This is a genomic window from Flavobacterium sp. W20_MBD1_R3 (genome assembly GCF_052119725.1).
Lineage (GTDB): Bacteria > Bacteroidota > Bacteroidia > Flavobacteriales > Flavobacteriaceae > Flavobacterium.
In genome coordinates, this window is sequence record NZ_JBGQOR010000004.1 from 27,239 (window position 1) to 39,305 (window position 12,067).

Genomic DNA, 12,067 nt, shown 5'->3' on the forward strand with positions numbered 1-12,067 from the left:
AACAGTTTTTTAGTTACGCTAAGAAATAGTGTTTTCATAAGACTCAAAAAAATTAAAATCAGAAGTAAGAAATGTCAATAAAATCGATTGCAGCAAAAATATTTGCACAAAAAATTTACCATAAAACACAAGCTTGGTCCAATAATCCTATTGAAACTCAAAAAAAAGTTTTTTTGCAATTAATAAAAGAAGCAAAGAAAACACAGTTTGGTGTTGACCATCATTTTGACCAAATTAAAAATTTTGTTGATTTTGCAAAACAGGTTCCTATTCGCGATTACGAGGGATTAAAGCCTTATATCGATCAAGCAGTGAAAGGTAGTGCTGATGTGCTCTGGAAAGGGAAACCTTTATATTTTGCTAAAACTTCTGGAACTACTTCTGGGGCTAAATATATTCCGCTCACAAAGGAATCGATGCCGTTTCATGTTGAAGCCGCCAGAAACGCAATTTTACACTATATTCATGAAACTGGCAATGCTGATTTTGTAGATGGAAAAATGATTTTCTTGCAGGGAAGCCCAGTTTTAGAAGAGAAAGACGGAATAAAATTTGGTCGTTTATCTGGAATAGTAGCCCATTTTGTTCCTAGTTATTTGCAGAAAAACCGAATGCCGTCTTGGAAAACTAATTGTATTGAAGATTGGGATACTAAGGTAAATGCAATTGTCGAAGAAACATTTGACCAAAATATGACTGTAATTTCAGGAATACCATCGTGGGTACAAATGTATTTTGAAAAACTACATCTAAAAGGAGGTAAGCCTGTGGGTGAACTCTTTAAAAATTTTAATTTATTTATTTTTGGAGGGGTAAATTATGAACCCTATCGTGCTAAATTTGAAAATCTAATCGGTAGAAAAGTAGATAGTATTGAATTATTTCCGGCTTCGGAAGGGTTTTTTGCGTACCAAGATTCACAAAAAGAACGCGGAATGTTATTGCTGTTGAACGCTGGAATTTTTTATGAATTTATAAAATCAGATGAATTTTTTACTGATACTGACGGTTCGGGACCCAAAAGGTATACTATTGGAGAGGTAGAATTGAATGTGAATTATGTGCTAATTATTTCAACAAATGCTGGTCTTTGGGGCTATGATTTAGGAGATACCATACAGTTTACGAGTTTAAAACCATACCGAATAATTGTATCGGGAAGAATCAAACATTATATTTCTGCTTTTGGCGAGCATGTAATTGGCAAAGAAGTGGAAAGTGCTTTGCAGGAAGCAATTATTGGTACAAACATCCAAATCAATGAATTCACCGTGGCACCGCAAATTACACCTGCAGTAGGATTGCCGTATCATGAATGGTTTATTGAGTTTGAAAACGAACCGGAAGACAGTGTATCTTTTGCGGAAGCGCTGGACAATGCGATGCGAAAACAAAACATGTATTACGATGATTTGATTGTAGGCAAAGTGCTGCAAAAAGTGATTGTCACCAAAGTGGTAAAAAATGGTTTTCAGAATTATATGAAATCGATTGGCAAATTGGGCGGACAAAATAAAATTCCGAGACTCTCCAATGACAGAAAAATTGTGGATTTGTTAAAAAGAGAATAGATGAAAGAAAATAGATATTGGGTATTATTATTTTTAACTTGTTTCTCGATTACGGCTCAAATCAAAGGTTTTGTAGTTGATGACAAAAATCAACCCATTCCCTATGTTAGTATTTGCGCAGAAAATGAGAATTCAGGAACAACATCTGAGAACAATAGTTGAATTAGCAGCTAAAATTACGGTAACAAACTACAATATAAAAAAACTACATTTGGGCGTTAGAAAATAACTAGAAAATGAAAGAAACAAAAAATATATCACGCTCCAGAGCGCAAGAATCATCGGCAGCAATTGAAAAAATGTACATTACGATGCGTCACCTTTTTAATAGAGGATTTTACAAACCTATGGGAATTTCAGGTGATACGCTTCGCGAAGCATTATTAGCATTACGACCAGAAATTTATGGAAATATAGCCGAAGAAAAAGTAGAATTGAACGGACTTTTATATGTTATAGAGCGTCTTCCGGTAGGAATTGAAGAATGTAGATTTATCAATTTAACATCAGATGAGGGGTATTCTAAATCGCATTTTCAGGCAATTGTACCGCCAAAAAGACGCCGTAATTGTTACAGAATTGATGAGGAGCAGATGAATGTGGAGATTACAAGAGGACGCTCAGATATTTATGATATTTTGACGCATTTGACGTTTATTTTCATCGAATCACACAAAATTAGAAACAGGGTTTTACTGGATGATGCCGGTGAGGTTTCCCGCGATTGGTTCAAACTGGAACAAGCGGTTTCTCAAAAGAAAAAACTGACTTTGGTAGAAAAAGAGAAAGCTATTTCGCACGCTGCCAATATTCTAGGACGAACATTTGCGGAGGTGTTAGATATATATGATGCTTTTGGTTCAGCTGTTGCGCCAGATCGTTTCTTGCATGTCATATTTTGGTTAGGAAAACTCGCCATTGAGGAAATTGTAGATGATAATAAGAGAACGATCACCTTTAGCCCTATTTTAAGAGAGCGATTGGGACACCATATTCATGGGGAAATTTGGGCAACAAAAATTAAAGAAGTTTTAGAAGAAAATCAATTATTAGATCGCCCAATTCACGTTATTAGTGCCAATATGCACAGTGTGATGAATTCTATTTTTGCCACTGAAGTTCTGAAAACCAAGTTCAATGACAAATCAGATTTCTTTATTTATGAGGAATTGAGTAAATCAGGTGCAAATGAAGTTCGAAACCAAGTCACGGCAGTAGCTTTGAAACACGGAATGATTTCGTTACCGGATACATCAGGAACAAATATTGATGTTCAGATTTTTGATACTGCCAAAATGAATTGGGCAAAAACTTCTTTTCCAAAGGCAAATACCGGAGATAAAAAGCCAGTATTGATTGTGATGGATTATGCTTTTGGGGAACAAGCGTATGAAACTATTGATGAGTTGCTGAAACCATTTAAAAAAGATACTTTTTTGAATGTTGAATCAGTTTCTATTATGGGAAAAGCAGGAATTCTGGAAGGCGGAAAAGGAGATATTATGATTCCAAATGCACACATCAACGAAGGAACAGCAGATAATTATTTTTTCGAAAATGAATTAACTGCTGAAATGTTTGAAGGAAATGACATTTCAGTTTTTGCAGGACCCATGGTTACTGTTTTAGGAACTTCATTGCAGAACAGAGATTTATTGAAATTTTTCCATGAATCAACTTGGGGGGTTATCGGATTAGAAATGGAAGGTTCGTATTATCAAAAAGCGATACAATCTGCATCAAAAATCAGAAAAAGTGTCCCACATGATGTGAAGGTAAGATATGCGTATTATGCCTCTGATAATCCACTGGAAACGGGAAGCACATTGGCTTCAGGTGGATTGGGTACAACAGGTGTAAAGCCAACGTATTTAATTACGATTAAAATATTAGAACAAATATTCAACGTAAAATAACAAGATACTATGAGCACAAACTTGCCGAATATCCCGGAGGAGGATCGAGAAATTGATTTGATACAAATTTCCAAAAAAATAGGGGATTTTGTAGATAGTATTTTTTTAAGTCTTTTTGAAGGGTTTTTATTTTTAAAAAGAAATGGTATTGTATTGTTAATTTTACTTTTTTTAGGATTAGGTACAGGTGTGTTTTTAGATAACAATCGGGTTTCTTACGAACATGAAGTTATAGTAATGCCCAATTTTGGTTCAAATGATTATTTGTACTCCAAGATTACTTTGTTGAATTCTAAAATTACAGAAAAAGATACTGTTTTTTTAAAAGTATTAGGCTTTAAAGATATTCCCGAAATAAAAAAAATTGAAATTGAACCTATAATTGATGTTTATAAGTTTGTAGGTAATGATTCACAGCGATTAGATCTTATCAAATTAATTGCTGAAGATGGAGGTTTAAGCAAAGCAATGTTGAATAAATTGACTAGTAAAAATTATCCATTTCATTCGCTTAAAATAAGTTCTTCTAAATTAGTGACAACTGAAGGGCTTATCAATCCCTTGATGCGGTTTTTAAATAACTCCGAGTATTATTCGAAAATACAAAGAGAAAACTTGAAAAATATCAAAATCAAAATCAAAGAGAATGATTCTATTATAAAGCAGATAGATGGACTTTTGAACAAATACAATATAAATTCAAAAAGATCCAATAATAATCTTGTTTACTATAACGAAAATTTACAATTGAATGATATTATTAAAACCAAAGAAAACCTAATTATTGAACAAGGAAATAATAGGTTAGAAAACATCAATTTTGATAAAGTTATTAAAGATATCAGTTCGGTAACTAATATTAAAAATGTAAAATCAATTAACGGAAAGTTGAAATTTATTTTTCCTTTTTTACTGATTTTTATATTCTTAATCAGTTCTATGCTGCTTAAATTTTATCAAAAACTTAAAGCAAAATACAATAAATAATAGTTTATGAAAGGAATAATACTAGCGGGAGGTTCAGGAACGCGGTTGCATCCGTTGACGTTAGCTGTAAGCAAACAATTGATGCCCATTTATGACAAACCAATGATTTACTATCCGCTTTCCTCATTGATGTGGGCGGGAATAAGGGAAATCCTTATTATTTCGACACCTCATGATTTGCCATTGTTCAGACAACTACTTGGTGATGGTTCTAAACTTGGCTGTCGTTTTGAATATGCGGTTCAAGAGCACCCAAATGGGTTGGCGGAAGCCTTTATAATTGGAAAAGAATTCATTGGAACAGAAAAAGTAGCGCTGGTTCTAGGGGATAATATTTTTTATGGAACCGGATTGTCAGATTTATTACAAGCTAATAATAATCCGGATGGTGGTATTATTTATGCATATCATGTAAATGACCCAGAGCGCTATGGCGTTGTCGATTTTGATACAAATGGGAAGGTGCTTTCTATTGAAGAAAAACCTCTGGCGCCCAAATCAAATTATGCTGTTCCCGGCATTTATTTTTACGATAATGATGTGGTTGAAATTGCTGCCAATATAAAACCAAGTCCCCGTGGAGAAATAGAAATTACCGATATCAATAAGGAATACCTACGAAGAGGAAAGCTAAAAGTCAGCATCTTAGATCGAGGAACTGCCTGGTTTGATACGGGAACTTTTAATTCTTTAATGCAGGCTTCTCAATTTGTTCAAGTCATTGAAGAGCGCCAAGGACTGAAGATTGGCTCTATTGAAGAAGCTGCTTATAGAATGGGTTACATTGATGCTGAACAATTAAAAAAAATAGCCGAGCCCTTATTAAAAAGTGGTTACGGAACACATTTATTAGACATTATTTAAATTTAAATATGAATTTTATACCTACCAAACTCGATGGATGTTACATTATAGAACCTAAAATCATCAAAGATGAAAGAGGTTACTTTATGGAAAGTTTCAACGAGAACACTTTTCAAAAAGGAGTCCAGCAGGACGTTCATTTTGTTCAGGATAATCAGTCTTTTTCAACAAAAGGAGTACTACGCGGATTGCATTATCAAACCGGAAGCCATTGCCAAGCAAAACTGGTACGGGTATTACATGGTGAAGTTTTAGACATTGCAGTTGATATTAGACCTGAATCAAAAACATTTGGAGAGCATATTGCAATATCTCTTTCAGCGGATAATCAAAAGCAGTTTTTTGTGCCAAGAGGTTTTGCTCATGGATTTTTAGTATTGAGCGAAACTGCCACTTTCTTTTATAAATGCGATAATTTTTATAATAAAGAATCGGAAGGCGGGATTTTATTTAATGATCCGGAGCTCAATATAGATTGGCAGTTTCCAGAAGCCGAATTAATTATTTCGGAGAAAGACCAAATATTACCAACTTTAGCAAACGCAAAAAAAACATGGTAGTTCTTGTGACCGGTGCCAATGGACAATTAGGGCAATCCTTGCAATTTATTGCAGAAAATTATCCTCAAATTGATTTTGTTTTTTGTGATTCTAAAGCCCTTGATATTACACAAAAAGAAGCTATTGCGCTTGTTTTTGCAAAAGTAAAACCTGATTTTTGCATTAATACAGCAGCATATACAGCAGTTGATAAAGCTGAGAGTGAGCCCGAAAAAGCAGAAGCAATCAATGTGATTGGAGCCCGAAATTTGGCAGAAGTATGTAGGGATTTTAAAACAAAATTAATACATGTGTCAACAGATTTTGTTTTTGATGGTACCCAAAAAACACCCTACGCAGAGGATGATACTCCAAATCCCAAAAGTGTGTACGGCCTAACTAAATTAGAGGGAGAAAAAGCTATTCAAAAAGTTCTAAACGAATATTTTATCGTTAGGACTTCTTGGGTATATTCGCAGTTTGCCAGTAATTTTATGAAAACTATGCTGCGGTTGGGGGCGGAAAAAGATTCAATATCTGTTGTGAATGATCAAATAGGAACACCAACTAATGCAATTGATTTAGCACATGCTTTGGTACAAATTATTTTAAAGACTATTGAAAGTCCAGAAATAAACAGGTATGGAGTTTATAATTTCAGTAATGAAGGTTATTGCAGCTGGTTTGATTTTGCACAGAAAATATTCGAATACACAAACACAAATATTAATTTACAGCCAGTATCATCGACAAGTTATCCTACTGCCGCAGAACGGCCTAAGTTTAGTGTTTTAGAAAAATTAAAGATTAAAACGGTTTTTGGGATTGCCATCAAAACATGGGAGGAAAGTTTGAGAAATTGTTTTTAGTATTCAAATCATAATATTTAATGGTTCATCACAGGTAATGAGGAATGTTTTTGTAATTAAATTGACTAATACAAAGTTGAGAGAATTATTATTTTTTCTTGCAGTTTTACTTGTCATTATTATTCCTAAAGGAGGTTTTAAAATTGCTGGAATTCCTATAACCTGGGGATATTTGTATCTTGGATTTTTGATGCTATTATCGGTATTTATTATCCTAAATAGATACAAATTTACAGTGATGAATAAGCCGTTTATAGCTTACATTGCTACCTTGCCGTTCGTGATTTATTTCACTATTCATCTCCTGATAAATGGCTATACAGGTACGTTTGGCAATTTAATTTCTTTTTATGTTAGTTTTGTTTTTTTACCGTTACTGTTTTATATTTTTTTAAGTTCTTTTTTAGTTAAAATTAAAAGCGCTTACATAGAAACCATTTTAAGTAAAGCGGTTTTGATAATTTCAATTTACGGGATTTTCTTGTTTATGTACAAACAGATTACGGGTCATTTTTTAGAAATTCCATATATCACTGTAAATGTTGCTGATTTAGGAGAGTTAGACACTTCTAAATTCAATCAGCGAGGCTCCGTAAGTAAATTAATTTCTACATATAATAATGGTAATATATTTGGTGTTTGTACTTTAATGTTATTTCCTGTCTTTTATAAAAATACGAATTCAAAAACACAAATTCTCCTTGTTGTTCTTGCTTTATTATTAACTTTATCAAGAACAGTTTGGATTGGATTGATGTTTTATTTTCTGTTTTTGTACAGGAATCAGCTCGTAAAACTAGTAAAGATATACCTTCTTGGAGGCTTGATTTTGCTACTCTTAGGAGCAATTATTATGACACGGTATTTTCAGTATGGATCGCTATCTGGATTCATTTTAGATTCTAATTTAGGAGGCCGTATTTTACAGATAAGAAAAACAAATGAAATCACCTTTTTTGGAAGTGGAGTGTATCGTGTAATAGAGGAAATTGTATATTTATCGATATTTAAACAGTTTGGTTTAATGGGTTTATTCTTGTTTTGTGTTTCTTTTTTCACACCAATTTATTTATATCTAAAGACAAAAAATAATAATTATTGTTATTTTATAGGTATTTTGGTTTACCTATTTGTTTGTTTAAGTGACGGTTGTATTTTGTTAATTCCAACTTTAGCTTTTTTTTATTTTATTACCGTTATGACTTTCATCAGACAAAACACCTCCCAATAATATTATATCACAAAACACATAAATAAAGATTCCATATTGTCTAACGAGAATGTTTTCTGTAACAAAGGCAAAAGTGAATAGTAAGGTGATTGAAAAATAAAGATAATTTTCTTGCTTCCAGGAATGACGTAATTTCACCACCAAAGTAAATATAAAGGAAATAAAAAGTAGTATACCCCCTTTTAAAAAAAAATCTAAATATTGATTGTGTGAATTTATATTGGCTCTTGATAATTCAAGAAAACCATAATTTTCATAACAAGCATTGAGATTGTTTTGAATACTATTTGGATTCATACCCAGTAAAATGGAGTCATAAATAGTTTGTAATGAACAATAACAAATGGTGTATCTGGAGGTATTTGATAGCGTGTTTTTATACAGAAATGCTATATCCTCAACGTAACGCTGGGATAGAAAAAGAATGAAACACACTAAGGCAATCAAATAAAAAAAAGATTTTTTCTTATTTCCCAAAGTTTTGGTTTTGTAATAATAAAAATAATAGTAAAGAACACTTAAAAAAAGTGTAGAATACAAAATCATCCGAGCGTTTATAATGATTAATCCGGCAAGCAAAAAAGTCATCAAAAAAACTAAACTACAAGCGAAATATGTTTTTAATTCCTTTTTTTTTATTAAAAAGTCAATTAGAAACAGTATGGCTACTCCAATCCAAAGGCTGAGGTAGGTTCCGTGAAAATGAAGGTGGTTCTCGATATTAAATCTGGCAAAATACCAGTTAAACTTGTGATTAGGAATGTCTTTAATGTAGTAACCAACAATGTACATGCAAAGTAATCCAATAGAATAGCAGTACGTGAGGATTATTTTTGCTTTGTTTTCCAGAAAACGGTTTAATTGATATAGATAAACACTAAATAATGGTATAACAAAAAGCAGCATGGCATTAGCCAACATTGTTATAGTTTTAGGACCATAATACCAAAGCCCAATAACACAAATAATAAAAAACGAGACTAAAAAAGAAGTCATTTCAGATTTAAAAAATGAATTTCCGCTTCGAATTTGCAAAAGCATCAAAATACTTGTAGTTATAATTACTGCAGATTGTATGGCTTCAAAAGAATAAATAATTGTTGATAAAGCAAAAAGATACAATAATACAATCAGGTAGGGAATGGTTTTAGTTTCGATTTTCATTTTACCAATTTTTTAAAAATATCCCGAATATTATTTTGAAGACTAACAGATAGGTTTTCTCTAATAAATTGAATGAGTTTCTTTTTGAGTTTTAATTTTAATAAATCTAAGGAACTGATATCTAACTTTAGCAAGTGAATTTGATCTGTTGCAATAAAGCCTAAAGAGTTCCATTTTGTAGGATCATTTTCATGCAAATTGGTAAATTCTTTATAATTGGTAAGGTTTATTTTTTTCCAAAATTCAAAAAAAGCTAAATTATCAGAATCATCACGATGCGACCAATTAGTTATTTTAGTATAAATTTCGTCATCATCTCTGGCCCAAGATTGATGTAATAAAATGTGTTTTGTTATTATTTTTTTTGAGTGCCGCGGAGCTCTCATGTATTTATATTTTGGCACATTTGTAGCTACTTCAATAGTGTCTAAAGAGTCTTTTATATAAAGAAAACCACCTTCTACTTTTTTGAATAAAGTAATCCATTGTACATGAATTTCAACAGGTTTTTTTTCTGGATCTTGTAATAAATTGTTTTTTTCTTTTAGGAAATTAGTAAATTGTTTGAAATCATTAAAATACTCATCACTATCAATTTGAATGTGCCAGCCACCATCGCCCATAGCTTTTGCTAAAAGATTCCGCTCTCGAGTATCATTTTCAGCAGGAGTATTTCCTGGCACAAAAAAAGTATCTTCATATATCACTATTTTTTTTAGAATATCAAATTTTTTAATCCATTCAAAAAAAACAGGATCAATGTACAATGGGTTACCGCTCCAAGTAAGGCGATCTTTATCAACTGCAAGCACAATCAAATCTGCATCAGTATACACTAACGGAATGGATTGATAGAGATATTTAAAATCATACGAAACAAGAAATCCTACTTTAATCATAATGGTTGAAAAAATTTAAATATTTATGAGTTAAGATGTTGTAATTTAAGAATATAGTGATAAATAGTTCCGTAATTATTAGTGTTGCTATCATCCCTTCAACCTTAAAAAAATACGTCAATATAAAGGAAAGACTAAGATTTATAAGTAATCCAATGAAGTAACCGGAGAAATAAATATTCTTTTTTTCATGAAGCACTAACGTTATATATGCTGATTGATTTAAAGAAGCAATTAGCGGGATAGGTGATAGAAGTATCAAATAGCGACTGGATTCTTCGATATTTTCATTGCTCAGAAATGGAATTATTTTTTTAGCAAATACGATTAACAGTAAAGTGCCCAATGCGTATAAAAATAGATACGATCTGAATATCAATCGTAGATTGTGGTTTAATTCTTTGAGATTTGAGACTCCTAATCTGCTTATTTTTGGAAAAATACCTTGGAATAAAACACCTATTGTATGCTTGCAAAGCATAATGATTTTCTCTGCTACACTGTAAATACCAATAATTTTAGATTCAAAAAACAAACCTAAGATCAATGTTCCTGAATTTAATATCGAGCAAATAGTGAGGTTTGTTAAGAACATTTTAAATCCATTTTGTAACTCCAAAAAAATATTTTTAAGAGAGGTAGGTGTGTATTTATAATCACATTTGAGATACAAGTACAGAAGCGAAAATATAAAAATCATACTGTCAAAAAAACCTAATATAAAAAACAAATACTGAAAAGATTCTCTTTGTTTTATACACAATAATACAATAACGATGGTACTGATTTTAAAAATCGAGTTAATAACAAAATAGACCATAACTTTATTTAATCCAATAAAAATCCAATGGGAGTTTTGGGATCTCGAAAAAAGCATGATGAATAAAGAAATACATAAAATGGTATTTGAATTTATGTCTTTGTACAATTGAACCAGAACAAAAAGTACTAAGAATGAAGGAATAATCAGTGCTAATTTTGTATTGATTACAGTAGAAATGTAGTGGTTTACTGCAGTCGTGTTTGGACCAATTTGACCTATTTTAGCTGGTCCGAGAATATTCCAAGAGTAGTCGTTTATGACCGAAATATAATTGATTAATGAAATACAAATCGCTATTAATCCGTAATTAGTGATTCCAAATACACGAATGTAAAAAGGAATAAGAATAACTGGAAATAAGAAGTTGATAAAATTGATGCCAAAACTCAGAAAGACATTTTTAATCACAGTAGTTAGGATATAGAACAGTAGTATCTAAGGAGAGATACTACCGTTCTTTTTATATTCAAGTCAAATTGTAGCATTATATTCATTGAGCCTCATCTGGACTTCCTTGTGATGTCCAAGCACCTGATTTATCACCTCTCATTGTCACTTCGCCCGTTTCCGTATCTAACAGAAACAAACAAACTTCACCACTGTCTGTTCTTTGTATGACAGACATTTGGTATTTGCCTAATGTTTCTTTTTCTGATTTTTCTTTTGACGGTTCTTGACACGCTGCTAATAAAGAAACGATGCAAATACTAAAAAATATTTTTTTCATTTTTTTTTCATTTTAAACCAAATGTAATTTTTTTAGAGCAGAATACAAAATTATTATCAGACAGGGAATATCTGCACGGGAAGCTTTTTTTGTAGAACTATCCTAAACCAAGGGACTTGGATTTCTTTAACTTGAAATCTTATAAAATTGAATACAAACAAGCCAATTACAGTAAAAAAAATTCAGAAAATATTTGGAACTAAAATGTAGTTTTCATTTGTATAGCTGTATTCATTTTGTAAAAAGGATTGTTGTTTAACAAACACAAAAGTGGAATAGAATCTGTACTAATCGCTACTGGATGTATTTTGTTAAACAATTATACCAATGGGTTATATCAATTTAAAACATACATTTGTGAAACGGACTTATTGTAATATATCTAGATAGATCATGAAAAAAATTGGTATCATTTGCGCAGATCTTCTTGCTTCCTTTTGTAGTCTATTCTTATCGTATTCTTTTTTAAAATATGTA

Annotated in this window: 12 protein-coding genes; 8 read left to right on the top strand and 4 right to left on the bottom strand. The window is 31.7% G+C overall.

The window, feature by feature from the left end:
- Positions 1-71: 71 nt before the first annotated feature.
- The 8 genes from ACEN2F_RS07640 to ACEN2F_RS07675 all read left to right on the top strand — a co-directional run bounded on the left by ACEN2F_RS07640 (position 72) and on the right by ACEN2F_RS07675 (position 7,977).
- A complete protein-coding gene (locus ACEN2F_RS07640) occupies positions 72-1,571 on the top strand; it encodes a GH3 family domain-containing protein (RefSeq protein ID WP_441737599.1) in 1,500 nt (499 codons plus the stop codon).
- Positions 1,572-1,733 carry a hypothetical protein gene (locus ACEN2F_RS07645; RefSeq protein ID WP_441737601.1) on the top strand — a complete coding sequence of 54 codons (162 nt, stop codon included), beginning with the start codon at positions 1,572-1,574 and terminating at the stop codon, positions 1,731-1,733.
- Between the two features lie 74 nt (positions 1,734-1,807).
- A complete protein-coding gene (locus ACEN2F_RS07650) occupies positions 1,808-3,487 on the top strand; it encodes a DUF6909 family protein (RefSeq protein WP_441737602.1) in 1,680 nt (559 codons plus the stop codon).
- Positions 3,488-3,496: 9 nt separating this feature from the next.
- Positions 3,497-4,474, top strand: coding sequence for a hypothetical protein (locus tag ACEN2F_RS07655; protein ID WP_441737604.1), 978 nt, complete (start codon positions 3,497-3,499; stop codon positions 4,472-4,474).
- A gap of 6 nt (positions 4,475-4,480) precedes the next feature.
- Positions 4,481-5,338, top strand: coding sequence for a glucose-1-phosphate thymidylyltransferase RfbA (rfbA, locus tag ACEN2F_RS07660; protein WP_441737606.1), 858 nt, complete (start codon positions 4,481-4,483; stop codon positions 5,336-5,338).
- Between the two features lie 8 nt (positions 5,339-5,346).
- Positions 5,347-5,898 carry a dTDP-4-dehydrorhamnose 3,5-epimerase gene (rfbC, locus tag ACEN2F_RS07665; RefSeq protein ID WP_441737608.1) on the top strand — a complete coding sequence of 184 codons (552 nt, stop codon included), beginning with the start codon at positions 5,347-5,349 and terminating at the stop codon, positions 5,896-5,898.
- Positions 5,892-6,746 carry a dTDP-4-dehydrorhamnose reductase gene (gene rfbD / locus ACEN2F_RS07670; protein WP_441737609.1) on the top strand — a complete coding sequence of 285 codons (855 nt, stop codon included), beginning with the start codon at positions 5,892-5,894 and terminating at the stop codon, positions 6,744-6,746. The genes rfbC and rfbD overlap by 7 nt, the downstream gene beginning before the upstream one ends.
- A gap of 61 nt (positions 6,747-6,807) precedes the next feature.
- Complete coding sequence (locus ACEN2F_RS07675; protein ID WP_441737611.1) at positions 6,808-7,977, top strand: hypothetical protein; 1,170 nt, start codon at positions 6,808-6,810, stop codon at positions 7,975-7,977.
- Here the strand turns inward: ACEN2F_RS07675 and ACEN2F_RS07680 are convergent.
- The 4 genes from ACEN2F_RS07680 to ACEN2F_RS07695 all read right to left on the bottom strand — a co-directional run bounded on the left by ACEN2F_RS07680 (position 7,918) and on the right by ACEN2F_RS07695 (position 11,590).
- A complete protein-coding gene (locus ACEN2F_RS07680) occupies positions 7,918-9,141 on the bottom strand; it encodes an O-antigen ligase family protein (RefSeq protein WP_441737613.1) in 1,224 nt (407 codons plus the stop codon). The two genes, ACEN2F_RS07675 and ACEN2F_RS07680, sit on opposite strands and share 60 nt — an antisense overlap.
- A complete protein-coding gene (locus ACEN2F_RS07685; RefSeq protein ID WP_441737615.1) occupies positions 9,138-10,040 on the bottom strand; it encodes a hypothetical protein in 903 nt (300 codons plus the stop codon). Before ACEN2F_RS07685 ends, ACEN2F_RS07680 begins: the two co-directional genes overlap by 4 nt.
- The gene (locus ACEN2F_RS07690) at positions 10,033-11,271 is read right to left on the bottom strand and encodes an oligosaccharide flippase family protein (protein WP_441737617.1); all 1,239 of its coding nucleotides are present in this window, start codon (positions 11,269-11,271) and stop codon (positions 10,033-10,035) included. Before ACEN2F_RS07690 ends, ACEN2F_RS07685 begins: the two co-directional genes overlap by 8 nt.
- 82 nt (positions 11,272-11,353) lie before the next feature.
- Positions 11,354-11,590, bottom strand: a complete 237-nt coding sequence (locus ACEN2F_RS07695; RefSeq protein ID WP_441737618.1) for a hypothetical protein — start codon at positions 11,588-11,590, stop codon at positions 11,354-11,356.
- Positions 11,591-12,067: the final 477 nt, after the last annotated feature.

Coding starts and splice junctions, on each gene's coding strand:
- ACEN2F_RS07640 (WP_441737599.1), top strand. CDS start 72: ATGTCAATAAAATCGATTGCAGCAAAAATATTTGCACAAAAAATTTAC.
- ACEN2F_RS07645 (WP_441737601.1), top strand. CDS start 1,572: ATGAAAGAAAATAGATATTGGGTATTATTATTTTTAACTTGTTTCTCG.
- ACEN2F_RS07650 (WP_441737602.1), top strand. CDS start 1,808: ATGAAAGAAACAAAAAATATATCACGCTCCAGAGCGCAAGAATCATCG.
- ACEN2F_RS07655 (WP_441737604.1), top strand. CDS start 3,497: ATGAGCACAAACTTGCCGAATATCCCGGAGGAGGATCGAGAAATTGAT.
- rfbA (WP_441737606.1), top strand. CDS start 4,481: ATGAAAGGAATAATACTAGCGGGAGGTTCAGGAACGCGGTTGCATCCG.
- rfbC (WP_441737608.1), top strand. CDS start 5,347: ATGAATTTTATACCTACCAAACTCGATGGATGTTACATTATAGAACCT.
- rfbD (WP_441737609.1), top strand. CDS start 5,892: ATGGTAGTTCTTGTGACCGGTGCCAATGGACAATTAGGGCAATCCTTG.
- ACEN2F_RS07680 (WP_441737613.1), bottom strand. CDS start 9,141: ATGAAAATCGAAACTAAAACCATTCCCTACCTGATTGTATTATTGTAT.
- ACEN2F_RS07685 (WP_441737615.1), bottom strand. CDS start 10,040: ATGATTAAAGTAGGATTTCTTGTTTCGTATGATTTTAAATATCTCTAT.
- ACEN2F_RS07695 (WP_441737618.1), bottom strand. CDS start 11,590: ATGAAAAAAATATTTTTTAGTATTTGCATCGTTTCTTTATTAGCAGCG.